Source organism: Lentzea sp. NPDC051838 (assembly GCF_040681245.1).
GTDB lineage: Bacteria > Actinomycetota > Actinomycetes > Mycobacteriales > Pseudonocardiaceae > Lentzea.
Genome location: NZ_JBFAYI010000001.1, coordinates 362243 through 379102, shown reverse-complemented (window position 1 = coordinate 379102; position 16860 = coordinate 362243). Strand labels below are relative to the sequence as shown.

Genomic DNA, 16860 nt, shown 5'->3' with positions numbered 1-16860 from the left:
GTTGATGACATCGATGTCTTCGTCGCCAATTCCTGTCTCGTTTGTCTTATTGACGGTTCATGTAACTCCACCGAAGCTTCCTGGCAACGTTGTCAGGAACAGGGATCGGAGCTCGCAATGACGCAGGACTTCGGCGACGGCGTCTCGAGACGGCAGGCGCTGACCTTGGGCGGTGGGCTGCTCGCGGGCTTCGGGCTCAGTTCGGTGCTGCCCGCGTCGGCCGCGCCGGAGCAGGCACAGGCTCAAGGCCAGGCCGTCGACCTGGCGTTGTTCCGCCCGGTCTCGGTCTCCTCCACCGACTACGCGGCGACGCCGGCCGAGTTCGCTGTGGACGGTCTCGCGCAGGTCGGCGTGCAGGGCTCCGGCTGGCGGGCCGCCCAGGGCGACGGCGAGTGGATGATCGTCGACCTGCAGGGCCGCTGCGACATCAGCTCGGTCGTGCTGACGTTCGAAGCGAAGCCGGGCGACCAGGCTTTCGACGCCAACGGTTCCCGCGCCGACACCATCGGCACCGAGATCCTCTCCAGCTACGCGATCGTCTTCGACCTCGACGTGTCCGACGACGGCCGGACGTGGCGGACCGTCTACCGCACCGAGTCCGGCACCGGATCCGTCGTCACGATCCCGCTCACGCCCGCCGTCCGCGCGCGCTGGGTCCGGTTCTCCGCCGGCCGCCGCTCGACGAGCAACCCGTTGGGCCTCAACGGCTTCCAGGTGTACGGCACGAGCAGGGACAACCGGCCCGCGGTGAAGGGCTGGACCAACTGGCCCGTGCAGAACCACGAGAACCCCGCGCTGACCGTGGCGCCGGACGGGTCCGTACCGCTGGAATCGGGATGGGTCCTCACGATGCAGGACTTCGCGCCCGCCAAGGACGGCGCCGCGCTGTCCGCACCGAACGTCGACACCCGCGGCTGGGTGCCCGCGTCCGTGCCCGGCACCGTGCTCGCGTCGCTGGTCGAGCAGAAGCACCTGCCGGATCCCGTGTACGGCATGAACAACCTGAAGATCCCGGAAGCGCTCTCCCGGCACGTGTGGTGGTACCGCCGCACGTTCGGCCTGCCGAGCGGGCTCGACCGCGGCGCGGGCCGGCACGTCTGGCTCGAGTTCGACGGCATCAACCACGAGGCCGAGATCTGGCTCAACGGCAGCAAGGTCGGCGCTCTCAGCAACCCGTTCGGCCGGGCGAAGCTGGACATCACGTCGACGTTGCGCAAGAGCGGCGACCAGAACCTGGCCGTGCGGATCGCGCCGATGCCGTTCCCCGGCAGCCCCGGCGACAAGGGGCCGCGCGGTGAGGCGTGGGTCGGCGCGAACAGCACGATGTTCAAGAACTCTCCCACGTACCTGGCGGTGTCCGGCTGGGACTGGATGCCCGCCGTCCGCGACCGGGCCTCGGGCATCTGGAACCACGTCCGGCTGCGCTCCACCGGCGCCATGGTGATCGGCGACCCGCGCATCGACACCGTGCTGCCGGACAAGACGACCGCCGAGGTCACGTTCACCGTTCCGGTCCGCAACGTCGAGGCGTCCGCGCAGAACGTCACCGTGACCGCCGCGTTCGACGGCATCAAGGTCAGCAAGTCGGTCACGGTGGCGCCGAACTCCGAGTCGGCGGTCAAGTTCGCGCCGTCCGAGTTCTCCGAGCTGCGGATCAAGAACCCGAAGCTGTGGTGGCCCAACGGGTACGGCGACCCCACGCTGCACGACCTGACCCTGACCGTCGCCAAGGGCACCGCCGTCAGCGACAGGAAGACGCTCAAGTTCGGCATCCGGCAGATCACCTACCAGTACGACCTGCCGATCACGATCGTCGACGGCGCCGCGGACCAGACCGTGGACTTCCCGGCCCAGCAGGCCCGTTACGTCCGGATGCAGGGTGGCAGGCGTGCCACCAGCTGGGGCTTCTCCGTCTTCACGATGTCCGTTGTGGACAGCAGGAACCCGGACACCGACCTGGCGCGGGGCAAGACCGCGGAAGCGTCGTCGAGCGCCGATTGGACCTCACCCGGCGCCGTGACCGACGGCGACCCGAAGTCGCGGTGGACCTCGAACTACAACGACAACGAGTGGGTGCAGGTCGACCTCGGCGCCGCGACGTCGTTCGACCGCGTGAAGCTGCGCTGGGAGACGGCGTACGCGGCCACGTTCAAGATCCAGATCTCGCAGGACGGCCAGAGCTGGACCGACGTCGCGGACCAGAACAACTCCCCCAAGCCGCTGATCATCATCGTCAACGGCGTCAAGATCTTCGCCCGCGGCGGCAGCTGGGGCTGGGACGAGCTGCTGCGCCGCATGCCCGCCTCGCGCGCCGACAACGCCGTGGCACTGCACAAGGACATGAACTTCACGCTGATCCGCAACTGGGTCGGCTCGTCCTACCGCGAAGAGCTCTTCGACGCCTGCGACAAGTACGGCATCCTGCTGTGGAACGAGTTCTGGCTCGGCTGGTCCGCCGACCCCGCGAACCACGACAAGTTCTTCGAGCAGGCCAAGGACACCGTGCTGCGCTACCGCTCGCACGCCTGCTGCGCGGTGTGGTTCGGCTGCAACGAGGGCAGCCCGCCGTCCTCTGTGGACAGCGTGCTGAAGGAGATCGTCAGCACCAACACGGACCTGCTCTACCAGCCGAACTCGGCGAGCGGCGTGATCACCGGCGACGGCACGTACCGGTGGATCGACCCGACGAAGTACGTCACCGGCGAGGCGACCGGCGGGAAGTTCGGCTTCTGGAGCGAGATCGGCCTGCCGACCGTGTCCGTCGTGGACTCGATGCGCAACCTCGTCGGCCAGGGCAACGCGGGCTGGCCGATCGGCGACGCCTGGTACATGCACGACTGGTCGGAGAACAGCAACCAGCAGCCGAACGGTTACAAGGGCGCGATCGACGCCCGCCTCGCGCCGTCGAGCAGCCTGGAGGAGTTCTGCCGCAAGGCGCAGTTCGTGAACTACGAGAGCATGCGCGCGATCTTCGAGGCCTGGAACACCAAGCTCTGGAACGACGCGACCGGCGTGCTGCTGTGGATGTCGCACCCCGCGTGGCACAGCACGGTGTGGCAGACCTACGACTACGACATGGACGTCAACGGCAGCTTCTACGGTTCCCGCAAGGGCTGCGAGCAGCGGCACGTGCAGGCCAACCCGACGAACTGGCAGATCAACGCCATCAACCACACCGCGTCGGCGCTCACCGGCGTGACGGTCAAGGCGCAGCTGCACGACCTCGACGGCAAGACGATCGGGCAGGCGCAGGAGCAGAAGCTCGACGTCGGCGCGTTCTCCGCTCCCGTCTTGTTCACCGTGCCGTTCGACGCGGCGCTGCCCGCGTTCCACCTGATGCGCCTGACGCTGACGGATGCGAAGGGTGTGGTGCTCTCCGAGAACACCTACTGGCGTTACCGGACCGAAGCGTCCATGCACGCGCTCAACCAGGTCGCGTACACCCAATTGGCTACAACTCTGGTGTCCACGAAGGACGGGTACACCGCGACGGTCCGCAACACCGGCAAGACGGTCGCGGCGATGGTCCGGCTGTCGCTGCGGGAACGCAACGGAACGGACCGCGTGCTGCCGACCCTGTACAGCGACAACTACTTCTGGTTGCTGCCAGGCGAGGTTCGGACCGTGACGATCAATCCGCAGCGGACGGTTCGCACGCCGCGGCTGCTGGCGGAGGCGTACAACTCGGCGCCGAAGCTGACCTGAGAAACGACGAAAGCGAGGAGAACGCTCTCCCCGCCATGTTCAACGTATAGCGCACCGGGGGTCTTGTGGCAAGACCCCCGGTTTGCCGCACACTCTCCGGCCATGGGGAGTTATGTGCTGAACCTGACCGAGCTCGACCAGACCCAGATCGCGCTCGCCGGCGGCAAGGGGGCGAACCTCGGCGAGCTGACCCGCGTCGACGGTGTTCACGTGCCCAGCGGCTTCGTCGTCACGACCGAGGCGTTCTCGCACGTCGTGCAGGACGTGCTCGGTGAGCTGGACGAGGCGAGCCCCGCCGAGATCCGGAAGATCATCGAAGGGATCGCCGTTCCGGACGAGCTGGCCGCGGAGATCACCGCAGCGCTGGGCTCCGGTGTGTACGCGGTGCGGTCCAGCGCGACCGCCGAGGATCTGCCCGGTGCGTCCTTCGCCGGTCAGCAGGACTCGTACCTCAACGTTCAGGCTGCTGACGTGCTGCGGCACATCAGCCTGTGCTGGGCTTCGCTGTTCACCGACCGCGCGGTCACCTACCGGCAGCGCAACGGCTTCGACCAGCAGTCCGTCACCATGGCCGTCGTCGTGCAGGAGATGGTCGCCGCCGAGGCCGCCGGTGTGTTGTTCACGGCCGACCCCGTGACGTCCAACCGGAAGATCACCCGCGTGGAGGCCGTGCCCGGTCTCGGCGAGGCGTTCGTGTCCGGCCTGGTCAACGCGGACAGCTATCAGGTGCGCGACGGGGAGATCATCGACAGCGCGGTCGCCGCCTCGGTGGTGACGGACGCGCAGGTCCTGGAGCTGGTTCGGCTCGGGCGACGGATCGAGGCGCACTTCGGACGTCCTCAGGACGTCGAGTGGTGCCTGGCGGACAGTGGGTTCCAGATCGTGCAGAGCCGGCCGATCACGACGTTGTTCCCCGTGCCCGAGGTCGACGACGACGCCAACCACGTCTACGTGTCCGTCGGCCACCAGCAGATGATGACCGACGCGATGACGCCGCTCGGCCTGTCCGTGTGGCAGCTGACGACTCCGCGGCCCATGGCGGAGGCGGGCGGACGGCTGTTCGTCGACATCACCGGGGTCCTGTCCGTTCCGACGAGCCGCGACGCGTTCCTGGACGTCGCGGGAAAGTCGGATCCGCTGATCCGGGACGCACTGCAGACCGTTCTCTCCCGCGACGGTTTCGTGCCGTCGTCGGAGAACGGTCCCGGTTTGCCGATTCCCGGTGCCGCGCCGGCGACGATAGAGACCGATGCCTCGATCGTGACCGAGCTGATCCGGCAGAACGAGGATTCGGTCGCCGCTTTGAAGGTCGCGATCCGGGAGAAAACGGGCGTTGAGCTGCTCGACTTCATCCTCGACGACTTCCAGGAGCTGCGGCGGCTGCTGTTCGACCCGCGCAGCAGCCAGGTGATCATGGCCGGGATGCAGACGACGTGGTGGCTGAACGACCACCTGCAGGAGTGGCTGGGCGAGAAGAACGCGGCGGACGTGCTCACGCAGTCCGTGCCGCACAACGTCACGTCCGAGATGGGGCTGGCGCTGCTCGACGTGGCGGACGCGATCCGGCCGCACCCCTCGAAGGTCGCGTTGCTGCAGGACGCCGCGGACGAGTCCTTTGTGGACTCATTGCCCGAGTTGCGGGCTTACCTCGACAAGTACGGGATGCGCTGCGTCGGCGAGATCGACATCACCAGACCGCGGTGGAGCGAGCAGCCTTCGACGCTGATCCCGGTGCTGCTCACCAACATCCGCAACTTCGCGCAGGGTGCCGGTGCGGCGCGGTTCGAGCAGGGGCGGCAGGAGGCGTTGGCCAAGGAGCAGGAGGTGCTGGAGCGGCTGCGGGCGCTGCCGGACGGAGATGAGCTGGCCGCCGAGACCGCGCGGATGATCGAGCGCGTCCGCACGTTCACCGGCTACCGCGAGTACCCGAAGTACGGCATGGTCAGCCGCTACTTCGTCTACAAGCAGGCGTTGCTGGAGGAAGCCGGGCGACTCGTGCGGGCGGGCGTGCTCGATGAACGCGAGGACATCTACTTCCTGCGGTTCTCCGAGCTGCAGGACGTCGTGCGCACCGGCGGGGCCTCGTCGTCGCTGATCGCTCAGCGCAGGGACGCGTTCCGGTCGTACCAGTCGCTCACGCCACCTCGCGTGCTCACCTCCGACGGCGAGGCGATCTCCGGCTCGTACCACCGCGACGACCTGCCGCCCGGCGCGATCGTCGGCCTGCCGGTGTCCGCGGGCACGATCGAAGGCCGCGCCCGCGTCGTCCTCGACGTGGCGGACGCCGACCTCTCCCCCGGCGACATCCTGGTCACCGCCTACACGGACCCGAGCTGGTCACCGTTGTTCGTCGCGATCGCCGGTCTCGTGACGGAGGTCGGCGGCGTGATGACGCACGGCGCGGTGATCGCCCGCGAGTACGGCCTGCCCGCGGTCGTCGGGGTAGACCAGGCCACCCGAGTGATCAAGGACGGCCAGCGGATCCGCGTCCACGGCACCGACGGCTACATCGAGATCCTCGACTAGGGGTAGTACCCCTCGACCGGCACCTTCGCCTCGTCGTAGAGGTGCGGGCCGTCGGTGGGCACGTCGGTGAACCCGCCCGAGGTCTTCAGCCCGTCGAGCTGGCTGGACGCCAACGCGAACACCACCTGCCCGATCCCGGACCGCGCCAACGCCCCGCCGCACATGCCGCACGGCTCGCAGCTCGTGTACATCGTGGTGCCGGCGGCGGTGTCGGCGTCGAGGTTCTGAGCGGCCCACCTCGCCAGCTTCAGCTCGGGGTGGGCCGTGATGTCGTCGTCGGTCAGGCAGGTGTTGCGCTCTTCCACGAGCACCGCCCCGTCCGGCCCGACGAGCAGCGACCCGAACGGCGGGTTGCCGCTCTCCCGTGCCTCGGCGGCCAGCGCGATCGCCCGACGCAGATGTGCCTCGTTCACCAGGATTCCTTTCTCACCGGAAGGCCTTTCGCACTTCAGCCAACGCTTCCCAGGCAGCTCCGCTCACCGGAACGCCTTCCGCACCACCGCCAACGCCTCCCAAGCCACCTCCGGACGCCGCGTCTCCTCCGGATCGCCCAAGAACGGATCCAGGACCACCGCGTGCGCTCCGTCCGCCCTCAGCCCCTCCAGGTCCGCGACGATCTGCTCGATCGTGCCCTCACCCAGCCTGCGATCCGGCACCGGCTCGTCCGTCAGCCTCAACAGAATGCGCGGCGCCAGCTCGGGCAGTCTTCGATTCTCTTGAACCGCAGTGGTTTTCAGCCTTTGAAGCGACTCCTGCCACCCCTCAGGCGTCTGCCGCAACGGATGCCACGCGTCACCGAGCCGGACCACGCGCTTGAGCGCACCGTCGCTGTTCCCGCCCACCCAGATCGGGATGTCGCCAGCCCTGTACAGCTCGTCCTGCCACGCCGTCCTGAGCGTCGTGATCAGCTCGTCGGTCAGCTTTCCCCTGCGCTGGAACGGAACCCCGAGCGCCTCGAACTCCTGCCGCGCCCACCCGACCCCGACGCCGAGCACGAACCGCCCACCGCTCAGGCCCGCGAGGTTCGCCGCCATCCGCGCCGCCAGCAACGGGTGCCGGTACGCCGCGATCAGCACGGTGGTGCCGAGCGTGACCCGTTCGGTGACCCCGGCCAGCCACGCCAACGTCGTGAACGGCTCGTAGAACGGCGCCGGGTACTGCGAGGCCACGTCCGGCGTCACCACGACGTGGTCCGACATCATCAGCAAGTCGAAACCCAGGCCCTCGACCGTGCGCGCCCAGTCGCGCAGCACGCCGGGATCGGTGCCGGGGCCGAAGTTGGGGACGTTCACGCCGATCAACACGCCACCCAGGCTATGCCGCCGGGCCGGTGACCGTGTCCAACTGGCAAAGGTCGGCGATGCCGGCCAACCAGCGCGGACCGGCGAACCTGTCCAACTAGCGCGAGGCGGCTCAGATCCCCCAGCGTGCGTGCGGCAACCCTACTGGCGCGGGCCGGCTCTGCTCCCCCGTTGCAGAGCCGGCCCGTCCGATCAGCTCCCCCACCAACCGATCCACCTCAAAGCTTCGCGGCCGCACCGGGCGTGTCGCCATTGGCGGTTCCGCCACCGCGCCAGAACGCCACCGCCGCGCCGACGCGCGAGGCGACGCCGAGTTTGTGGATGATCTGGCTGACGTGGGCTCGGACGGTGCGTTCGCTGATTCCGAGCCGGGTCGCGATCTGGCGGTCGGTCCTGTCCTCGGCGAGCTCTCGCAGGACTTCGTACTCACGCGGACTGAGCATGCGCGCAACTCTCCTTCGCACGGCGAAGAAGGAGCGCCTGAACCTCCACGGCCGAGCGGGGAGGCGAGCCGATCCCCGATCACCGAAGCAGGAGCAGACGACCCTGTGGTCCGCTCCAGTGTGGCAGGTTCCGCACCACCGGTCAGCCCACCGAGTCGCCGAGGGGTTGCGGGCACTGGCCGCCGGGTGTCGTGAGCAGCTCGAAGTGCCACATCTCGTTGGCGTACTTCTGGCACAGGCCGTAGTCCGCGCCGTGCTGGATGAGCCAGTCGTCGGCGTTGGTCGGGCCGATGTCGATGGCCTTGCCCGTCACGTGGTTCGACTTGTCCGGCGGCTGCACCCACCGCCGCGCTTCCTTCTCGCTGGCGTAGCGGGTGACGGCCTCGTCGAACAGCCGCTGCTGGTACTCCTTGCTCCGCCAGCCCGACGTCACGCGGAACTCCACCCCGCGCGACGCGAGAGCGTCCACAGCGGCCTTTCGCACGGCGTCGAGCAACGCCGGGTCGAGGTTGGCGATCGCGGCGTGGGAGTTGTCGTCCAGCGAGATGCTCCCGTTCTCCGGGATGCTGCCGTCGCCCGTGGCACGCGCCGACACACCGCTGGCCGGACCCGGCCCGGGCGCTGGAGTGGCTGAGCAGGCCGCTGTCGCGAGGACGAGTGCTGCGAGGATTCCACGGATCACGGGTTCGAGCCTGCAGCGGCGATGTCCCCAGACCGCGCGCGGAATGTGCGCGTTCGGCAACGAGATGTCGACACCAGCCGTTACAAGCGAGAATCACGACGTGAAGAACCTCGACCGGCTGCTCACCACCGGAGGCACGACCTCCGCCGTGACCGACCTGGTGATCCCGGCATTGTTGCTGCGCGCACCGACTGCCGAATGGTCCGAGCTCGTGCACATCTACGTGCCGCAAAGCCCGACGGTCGCGTTCAGCGGACGTGACCTGCGCTCGCCCGGGATCACCAAGGCCACCGAGATCGCGCAGGCGGCGGGGTTCGAGACGGTTGTCAGGTCGCCGGGCGGGCGGATGGTCGCCTACGACAGCGGCGCCGTCGTGATCGACCACCTCGACCGCACCACCGGCATCCGGCACGCGGGCAGCGCGACATTCGCCGCCAACGCCGAGAGCCACGCGCGGGTGCTGCGCAGACACGTCGACGCCCGCGTCGGCGAGGTGGACGGTGAGTACTGCCCCGGCGAGTACAGCATCAACGTCGGGGGCGTCGCCAAGGTCGTGGGCTCGGCGCAGCGCGTGACGTCCACCGGGTCGCTGTTCAGCACGGTGGTGCAGGTCGACGTCTCGGACGCCGTGCGCGCGGTGATCGCGGACGTGTCGGACGCGCTCGGCTACGAACTGCGCCGCTCGAGCATCGCGGGCCTGGCCGACTACGCACCCGAACTGAGCGCCGACGAGGTAGCCGCAGCGTTCCAGCAGGACTACCGCGAACGGCTCGGCCTCGCCGACGGCCAAGTGCCCACCGAGGTGGTCGCACATGCGTCGACCGCACCCGGCGGGTCACCGTTCCACGTGGACGACTGGACGCGGGCGAACCCGCTCAGCGCCAGCCGAGAGCCGGAGCCACGTGCGTGAGGATGTTGTCCAGGACGTGCACGTTGTAGTCGACGCCGAGCTGGTTGGGCACGGTCAGCAACAGCGTGTCCGCCTCGGCGATCGCCTCGTCCTCCGCGAGCTGCTTGACCAGCACGTCGGGCTCGGCCGCGTACGAACGTCCGAAGATCGCCTGCTGCGGACCGTCGATGAAACCGACCTGGTCCCTGCTCTCGCCGTCGCCACCGAAGTACGCGTCGTCGAGGTCGTTGGTGATGGCGAAGATGCTGCGGGAAACGGAAACGCGGGGTTCCCGTTCCCAGCCGGCCTCGGTCCAGGCCTTGCGGAACGCCCGGATCTGCTCGGCCTGCTGGACGTGGAACGGCGCGCCGCCCTCGTCGAACTTCAGCGTCGAGCTCATCAGGTTCATGCCGTGCTCAGCGGCCCAGGCGGCGGTGCCGTTGGAACCGGCGCCCCACCAGATCCGGTCGCGCAGACCCGGTGCGTGCGGCTCCAGGCGCAGCAGGCCGGGCGGGTTCGGGAACATCGGGCGCGGGTTCGGGCGGGCGAAACCCTGCCCCTCCAGCACCTTCAGGAACACCTCGGCGTGCTTGCGAGCCATGTCGGCCTCGGTCTCACCCTCGGCGGGTCCGTAGCCGAAGTAGCGCCAGCCGTCGACGACCTGCTCGGGCGATCCCCGGGAGATGCCGAGCTGCAGCCTGCCGCCGGAGATCAGGTCCGCGGCGCCCGCGTCCTCGACCATGTACATCGGGTTCTCGTAGCGCATGTCGATCACGCCGGTGCCGATCTCGATGCGCGAGGTCCTGGCGCCGATGGCGGAGAGCAGCGGGAACGGCGACGCGAGCTGCTGGGCGAAGTGGTGCACGCGGAAGTAGGCGCCGTCGGCACCCAGCTCCTCGGCGGCGACGGCCAGGTCGATCGACTGCAGCAACGTGTCCGAGGCGGACCGCGTCTGCGAGTGAGCGCTCTCCGACCAATGGCCGAAGGAAAGGAAACCGATCTTCTTCACACCATCCGAAACACATGCATAGGCATGGAAATTCCGGTCACCACCGATGGACTTCCAAAGCCACCCCGACGTGCACGAGGTTGTGCTCCAGCGGCCGGGGCAGCAGCGTCGAGGCACGGGCCAGGCGGCGCAGCAATGTGTTGCGGTGCACGTAGAGGGCGGCGGCCGCCTCTGTCGCGTTGCACTGAGCCGCGATGAACGCCCGCAGCGCCTCGATCGCCTCGGGATCGCCGACCAGCGGGCCGAGGGTGCGCCGCACGAACCGGTCGGCCCGCTCGGTGTCCGTCGTGAGCAACGCGACCAGCTCGACCTCTTCGTGGGTCGCGAGCTGCTGCGGTGACGCGAGCCTGGCGAGCATGCGCTGAACGGTCAGCGCATCGAGATGGCTGAGCCGGAACCCGTCCGCCCCGACGCCGCTCGATCCCAACGCCACCCGCACGGCCGGGAACCGCGCCACACCTTCGCGGAGTTCGGCCAGGTCCGGAGCTCCGTGCACCCACACCCACCGGGTCGCGGCGCTGGCCAGCACGGTCAACGGACGTGGATCCGAGGCGGCGGCAGCGAGCACGTCCGCCACACGATCCAGATCGCCCAGCGCGTCGTCGCTCCACACGATCGCCGCCGTGTGCTCGCCGGAGAGCCGGTAGCCGAGGCGGTGCTCCGCGCGGGACACCGTGATCGGCGCGCCGTCGAGCAGCAGCGTCACGGTTTCCAGGCGTTCCGCGTGCGTGCCCCGCGTGAGCTGCTCGCGTTCCCGGGTCATCTGCACCGAGATCGCGGCCACGGTGTCGTCGACGAACGCCGCGATCGACCGGCACGACACGTCGGTCACCTCGCGCAGCTCGTCGGGATCGGACGTCAGGGAGAACACGATCCGCATCCACAACCGCAGCGCGACACCCAGCCCGGTGCGATAGGCGTCGAGCGCCGACTCGTCGAGCCCGCGCCGGATCAGGTCACGCGCGAACGCCAGCGGCGCCTCGCCCAGGTCGGCGGGAACGCGCTCTCCCGGCGCGCGGATGTTGGCCGACGCCCAACCGAGCAGGTTCGACCGGTTCGTCCGCCGCAAAGCGGCAGCCAGCACGGGATCCTCGGCAACCTGGATCCGATGCGTTCCGGACAACGTCGCCGCGTCCAGCTCGGCCAGCCACTCCTCCGGCGGATCCAGCGCGATCTCGGCGCCCTGCCTGATCAGCTCGCGCACGCGCCGGGACGGACGCTCCCACGACATGGTGCACATTGCACCACAACCAGGGCGAACAGGTGCACATCGTGCTTTCGTGACCGGCGTCACCCCGCCACTATGAGTACATGGCTGACCTCGATGTGCTCATCGTCGGCGCAGGAATCTCCGGTCTCGGCGCCGCGTACTACCTGCAGCGCGAACACCCGCGCAAGAAGTACGCGATCCTCGAGGCGCGCGGGGCCATCGGCGGCACGTGGGACCTGTTCCGCTACCCCGGCATCAGGTCGGACTCGGACCTGCACACGTTCGGCTACGAGTTCAAGCCGTGGCGCGACGAGGACTCGATCGCCGGCGCGGACAAGATCCTCGCCTACCTGCACGAGACGGCCGCGGAACACGAGATCGAGCAGCACGTCCGGTTCCACACCAAGGCCGTCGCCGCCGAGTGGTCGTCGGCCGACGCGCACTGGATCGTCGAGGTCGAGAAGAACGGCGAACGCGAGAAGCTGACGTGCTCGTGGCTGTTCTGCGCGGGCGGCTACTACCGCTACGACGAGGGCTACACACCGCACTTCGAGGGCCGGGAACGGTTCCAAGGCCAGATCCTGCACCCGCAGCACTGGCCGGAGGACCTCGACTACGCCGGCAAGCGGGTGCTGGTGATCGGCAGCGGCGCGACGGCGGTGACGATCGTGCCCGCCATGGCACCGACCGCGAGCCACGTGACCATGCTGCAGCGCACCCCGACGTACGTGCTGCCGGTGCCCGCCCAGGATCCGATCCGCAACGCGCTGCGCAAGGTGTTCAGCGAAAACCGCGCGTTCGCGATCACGCGGCGCAAGAACATCCTGCAGCAGCAACTGACCTGGCGGTTCTCCCAGCGTTTCCCGAACGCGGCGCGGAAGCTGATCCGGCGGTTCAACGCCAAGCTGCTGCCCGAGGGCTATCCCGTCGACGAGCACTTCAACCCGCCGTACAACCCCTGGGACCAACGGCTGTGCATCGTTCCGGACGGCGACCTGTTCAAGGCCATCAGCCGCGGCAAGGCGTCCGTCGTGACGGACCGGATCACGACGTTCACCGAGACCGGGGTGCGGCTGGCGTCCGGCCGCACGATCGAGGCCGACATCATCGTCACCGCGACCGGCCTCAACGTGCAGGCGTTCGGCGGCATGACACTGGCCGTCGACGGCAAGCCCGTGAACCTGCCGGACACGTTGGCGTACAAGGGGATGATGCTCTCCGGGGTGCCGAACTTCGCCTACGCCATCGGCTACACGAACTCGTCGTGGACGCTCAAGGTCGGCCTGCTGTGCGAGCACTTCTGCCGCCTGCTCGCGCACATGGACTCCCACGGCTACGACACCGCACGGCCTGTCGTCGCCGATCCCGACGCGCCCACCCGCCCGTTCCTCGACTTCGGGGCGGGCTACATCAAGCGTGCGCTGGACCAGCTGCCGCGGCAGAGCGAGAAGGCGCCGTGGCTCACGTCGACGAGCTACTTCAACGACGTGAAGCTGTTGCGCCGCCTGCCTGTCGTGGACAGGGAGCTGCGGTTCTCGCGCGGCCGATCCGCCCCTGATCTGTCATCCTCGCCGGATGGGTCGGACCGGCTCCAGACACGCGGTGGTCGCGGGACTCGCACTGGTGCTCCCGCTGCTGGGGTGCCAGCCGAGCCCTCAGGCCATCGCGTGGACTGACTGCTCCCAGCTGATCCCCGAGGGCACGGAGAAGTTCGAGGTCGGCTGCGGCACGCTCGCCGTGCCGCTCGACCACGGCACCGCGGGAAAGTCCCTCTCGCTCAAGCTGATCCGCATCCGGCACCGGGACCAGACGAGCCGGATCGGGTCGCTGGTGCTGAACCCCGGCGGGCCGGGCGTGGCCGGCGTCGAGTTCGCGGCGAGCTTCGCGACCAGGGCGTCCGAGACACTGCTCAAGAGGTTCGACGTCATCGGCTTCGACCCGCGCGGAGTCGGCGAGTCCGCGCCGATCCGCTGCTACGACGGCCCGGACCTCGACCGCGCGTTCGACGTCAACGACGACATGCGCACGCCCGCTGCCCGTGCCACGGCCGAGAGCGAGACCCGCCGGGTCACGGACTCGTGCGAGACGCGTCTGGGAGACACGGCGGAGTTCTTCTCCACCGAGGCCACGGCGCGCGACCTCGACCTCGTCCGAAGCGCGGTCGGCGACCCGAAGCTGACGTACGCGGGCTTCTCCTACGGCGCCAAGCTCGGCGCGACCTACGCGCACCTGTTTCCCGGCAACGTGCGCGCTCTGGTGCTCGACGCGCCGTCGTTCCCGCTCGTCGACGACACCTCGACGTTCGAGCGGCAGGTGCGAGGGTTCGAGGACGCCTTCGACCAGTTCGCGAAGGACTGCGCGACACGGCCGTCGTGCGCCGAACTCGGTGATCTGCGGGCGTTGGTCGCCAACATCATCGCGCAGGCGAGAACCCAGCCCCTCACCCACGAGAATCCTGACGACCGGCGCCGCACGTCGGGCGGAACCGTGCTGTTCGGCACCATCTCCGCGCTCTACGACAACACGCGGTGGCCGGTGCTCGAAGACGCGCTGCGCCTGGCTCGTCAGGGCGACGGCACGGCCTTCTTCGACCTGGCCGACGCGACCACCGGCCGGCAGCACGATGGCACCTATCCCAACGTTTTCGACGCGTCGTTCGTCATCGGCTGCAACGACGGCACCGCGGTGCTGACCGACGAGCAGCTGATCACGACCACGGCGAAGTGGACCGCGGACTTCCCACTGTTCGGCGGCTATCAGGCCCGTGGGCTGTACGGCTGCCGTTTCTGGGACGTGCCAAGACACCCGCTGGCCAAGCCCACCGCGCCGACAGCGCCACCGTCACTGGTGATCGGAACCGTCCACGACCCGGCGACGCCCTACCAGGGTGCCGTCGAGCTCACCGCCGCACTCGGCAGCGGCGTACTCCTCACCTGGGACGGCGAGGGGCACACCGCCTACCTCAGATCACCGTGCGTCGACCGGATCGTGGAGGACTACCTCGTGAACCTGGCAGTGCCCGCGAACGGACACCGCTGCGCCGCCTGAGTCAGTGCGTCCGGATCGCCGGGTCGCTGACGCCGGGCGCACCCGTCTCGACGTGACCGGCGAACCGCCGCAGCCAGCCGCTGTCCTCAGTGGACACCACCGAGACGTCGTACCAGTGCTTCGACTTCGTCAGGTCGATGATGCGCGTCACGGTCCGGCCCGGCTTCACCGTCACGCTAATGCTGCCACCGTAAGCGTTGGTGGCCTTGAGGTGCCGGTCCGAGCCAGCGGCGTTGGTGAACCGCAGCACCAGGTTGCAGCCCGAGTGCCGCGCGGACACCTCGGGACCGGCGGCGCCGCCCCGGAACTCGCGCAGGAAACCATTGGGGCCGTGGACCGTCAGGTCGTACGCGCCCGCCGAGTACACGTTGTTCCACGTGTCGGAGAGCTGCTTGCCCGCCGCCGTCGTGTAGGTCCACGGGCCGTCGGTGCGGTTCTTCGACGTGACGTAGAACTGCGCACCCGCCTTCAGACCGCCGGACCACGTCAAAGTGATCTTGCCGCCGTTCACCGACGAGTCCGCGAAAGGCGCGTACGGCAACGGCCTGGTGCGCCGCGATCCCCGTTCCTGCACCGGCATCGACCCGACCAGCGGCGGCACCGGCACGTAGTCGGGGTGCCGCTCGCGGTCCGGCGGCGCGTAGCCGTCGGTGTCGGGCAGCGTCGGAGCCTTGGTGTTCTTGGCGGTGAAGTCGAACGCCGACGTCAGGTCGCCGCAGATCGCGCGCCGCCACGGCGAGATGTTCGGCTCGTGCACGCCGAACCGCTTCTCCAGGAACCGGATGATCGACGTGTGGTCGAACACCTCCGAGCACGAGTAACCGCCGGTGCTCCACGGAGAAACGACGATCATCGGCACCCGCTGCCCCAGCCCGTAAGCACCCGGCACGTAGCCGCCGCCACCGGGGTACAGCTCACCCTTGACGTCCACACCGGACAGTCCCTGCGACGCGGACGACGGCGGGTACGGCGGCACGACGTGGTCGAAGAACCCGTCGTTCTCGTCGTAGGTGATGAACAACGCGGTCTTGGCCCACACCTTCGGGTTCGCCGTCAGCGCGTCGAGCACCTGGGCGATGTACCAGGCGCCGTAGTTCACCGGCCAGTTCGGGTGCTCGGTGTACGCCTCGGGCGCCGCGATCCACGACACCTGCGGCAGCTTGTCGTTCTTGACGTCGCGAGCCAGCTGGTCGAACAGCGTGCCGCCCGCCTTGATGTTCGTACCGGTGCGCGCCTTCTCGTACAAAGCGTCACCCGGCTTGGCGTTGCGGTAGGTGTTGAAGTACAGCAACGAGTTGTCGCCGTAGTTCCCGCGGTAGGCGTCGGAGATCCAGCCCCAGCCACCGGCGGCGTCGAGCCCGTCACCGACGTCCTGGTAGATCTTCCAGGAGACGCCGGCCTTCTCCAGCCGCTCGGGATACGTCGTCCAGCCGTAGCCCTTCTCGTCGTTGCCGAGCACCGGCCCGCCGCCCGTGCCGTCGTTGCCCGTGTATCCGGTCCACATGTAGTACCGGTTCGGGTCCGTCGCGCCGATGAACGAGCAGTGGTAGGCGTCGCAGATCGTGAACGCGTCGGCGAGCGCGTAGTGGAACGGGATGTCCTGGCGGTTCAGGTACGCCATCGTGGTCGCGGTCTTCGCGGGCACCCACTTGTCGTACCGGCCGCCGTTGAACGCGAGGTGGCCGCCGTTCCAGTCGTGGTTGAGGTCCTGCAGGAACTGCATCCCCATGTCGTCGGCCGTGGGGTGGAACGGCAGCACGTCGGTGACGCCGTTGGACTGGTGCCACACGGACTTGCCGCTCGGCAGCGTCACCGGCCGCGGGTCGCCGAACCCGCGCACGCCGCGCATCGTGCCGAAGTAGTGGTCGAAGGAGCGGTTCTCCTGCATGAGCACGACGACGTGCTCGACGTCGGAGATCGTGCCGGTCCTCGTGGCGGGCGCGATCTCGGCGGCTCGCGCGATGCTCCCCGACAACGCGGTGAACGCCGTCGTCGCGGCACCGAGCTTGAAGAACTGGCGGCGGTTGACCTCGGACATGAGGCAGAT

General features: G+C 68.7%; 12 protein-coding genes. 5 read left to right on the top strand and 7 right to left on the bottom strand.

Annotated elements, in window-relative coordinates; translation table 11 throughout:
* Positions 1-117: 117 nt before the first annotated feature.
* Positions 118-3705 carry a discoidin domain-containing protein gene (locus AB0M24_RS01510; protein WP_363759295.1) on the top strand — a complete coding sequence of 1196 codons (3588 nt, stop codon included), beginning with the start codon at positions 118-120 and terminating at the stop codon, positions 3703-3705.
* A gap of 102 nt (positions 3706-3807) precedes the next feature.
* Complete coding sequence (gene rph, locus AB0M24_RS01505; protein ID WP_363759292.1) at positions 3808-6231, top strand: rifamycin-inactivating phosphotransferase; 2424 nt, start codon at positions 3808-3810, stop codon at positions 6229-6231.
* On the opposite strand, the gene AB0M24_RS01500 is transcribed toward rph, so the two are convergent.
* The 4 genes from AB0M24_RS01500 to AB0M24_RS01485 form a co-directional block, all read right to left on the bottom strand.
* Positions 6228-6650 carry a nucleoside deaminase gene (locus AB0M24_RS01500; RefSeq protein WP_363761538.1) on the bottom strand — a complete coding sequence of 141 codons (423 nt, stop codon included), beginning with the start codon at positions 6648-6650 and terminating at the stop codon, positions 6228-6230. The genes rph and AB0M24_RS01500 overlap by 4 nt on opposite strands.
* A gap of 57 nt (positions 6651-6707) precedes the next feature.
* Positions 6708-7535, bottom strand: coding sequence for an LLM class flavin-dependent oxidoreductase (locus AB0M24_RS01495; protein WP_363759289.1), 828 nt, complete (start codon positions 7533-7535; stop codon positions 6708-6710).
* Positions 7536-7750: 215 nt separating this feature from the next.
* Positions 7751-7975 carry a LuxR C-terminal-related transcriptional regulator gene (locus AB0M24_RS01490; RefSeq protein ID WP_363759286.1) on the bottom strand — a complete coding sequence of 75 codons (225 nt, stop codon included), beginning with the start codon at positions 7973-7975 and terminating at the stop codon, positions 7751-7753.
* 142 nt (positions 7976-8117) lie between these two features.
* The gene (locus AB0M24_RS01485) at positions 8118-8657 is read right to left on the bottom strand and encodes a M15 family metallopeptidase (RefSeq protein ID WP_363759283.1); all 540 of its coding nucleotides are present in this window, start codon (positions 8655-8657) and stop codon (positions 8118-8120) included.
* 100 nt (positions 8658-8757) lie between these two features.
* Here AB0M24_RS01485 and AB0M24_RS01480 point away from each other — a divergent pair, with 100 nt between their 5' ends.
* Positions 8758-9567 (top strand): hypothetical protein, encoded by an 810-nt coding sequence (locus tag AB0M24_RS01480; protein ID WP_363759280.1) that lies wholly within the window; start codon positions 8758-8760, stop codon positions 9565-9567.
* On the opposite strand, the gene AB0M24_RS01475 is transcribed toward AB0M24_RS01480, so the two are convergent.
* Both AB0M24_RS01475 and AB0M24_RS01470 read right to left on the bottom strand, forming a co-directional pair.
* On the bottom strand, positions 9533-10555 hold the full coding sequence (locus AB0M24_RS01475; RefSeq protein ID WP_363759277.1) for an LLM class flavin-dependent oxidoreductase: 1023 nt from the start codon (positions 10553-10555) through the stop codon (positions 9533-9535). The two genes, AB0M24_RS01480 and AB0M24_RS01475, sit on opposite strands and share 35 nt — an antisense overlap.
* Positions 10556-10592: 37 nt before the next feature.
* The gene (locus AB0M24_RS01470) at positions 10593-11786 is read right to left on the bottom strand and encodes a PucR family transcriptional regulator (RefSeq protein WP_363759274.1); all 1194 of its coding nucleotides are present in this window, start codon (positions 11784-11786) and stop codon (positions 10593-10595) included.
* A gap of 80 nt (positions 11787-11866) precedes the next feature.
* Between AB0M24_RS01470 and AB0M24_RS01465 the strand changes: the two genes are divergently transcribed.
* Positions 11867-13441: an NAD(P)/FAD-dependent oxidoreductase gene (locus tag AB0M24_RS01465; protein ID WP_363759271.1), complete on the top strand. Its 1575-nt coding sequence runs from the start codon at positions 11867-11869 to the stop codon at positions 13439-13441.
* The gene (locus AB0M24_RS01460) at positions 13341-14813 is read left to right on the top strand and encodes an alpha/beta hydrolase (RefSeq protein ID WP_363759268.1); all 1473 of its coding nucleotides are present in this window, start codon (positions 13341-13343) and stop codon (positions 14811-14813) included. The genes AB0M24_RS01465 and AB0M24_RS01460 overlap by 101 nt, the downstream gene beginning before the upstream one ends.
* 1 nt (position 14814) lies before the next feature.
* On the opposite strand, the gene AB0M24_RS01455 is transcribed toward AB0M24_RS01460, so the two are convergent.
* The gene (locus AB0M24_RS01455; RefSeq protein ID WP_363759265.1) at positions 14815-16851 is read right to left on the bottom strand and encodes a phosphocholine-specific phospholipase C; all 2037 of its coding nucleotides are present in this window, start codon (positions 16849-16851) and stop codon (positions 14815-14817) included.
* Between the last annotated feature and the right edge of the window lie 9 nt (positions 16852-16860).

Coding starts and splice junctions, on each gene's coding strand:
- AB0M24_RS01460 (WP_363759268.1), top strand. CDS start 13,341: ATGGGTCGGACCGGCTCCAGACACGCGGTGGTCGCGGGACTCGCACTG.
- AB0M24_RS01455 (WP_363759265.1), bottom strand. CDS start 16,851: ATGTCCGAGGTCAACCGCCGCCAGTTCTTCAAGCTCGGTGCCGCGACG.
- AB0M24_RS01465 (WP_363759271.1), top strand. CDS start 11,867: ATGGCTGACCTCGATGTGCTCATCGTCGGCGCAGGAATCTCCGGTCTC.
- AB0M24_RS01490 (WP_363759286.1), bottom strand. CDS start 7,975: ATGCTCAGTCCGCGTGAGTACGAAGTCCTGCGAGAGCTCGCCGAGGAC.
- AB0M24_RS01510 (WP_363759295.1), top strand. CDS start 118: ATGACGCAGGACTTCGGCGACGGCGTCTCGAGACGGCAGGCGCTGACC.
- AB0M24_RS01470 (WP_363759274.1), bottom strand. CDS start 11,786: ATGTCGTGGGAGCGTCCGTCCCGGCGCGTGCGCGAGCTGATCAGGCAG.
- rph (WP_363759292.1), top strand. CDS start 3,808: ATGGGGAGTTATGTGCTGAACCTGACCGAGCTCGACCAGACCCAGATC.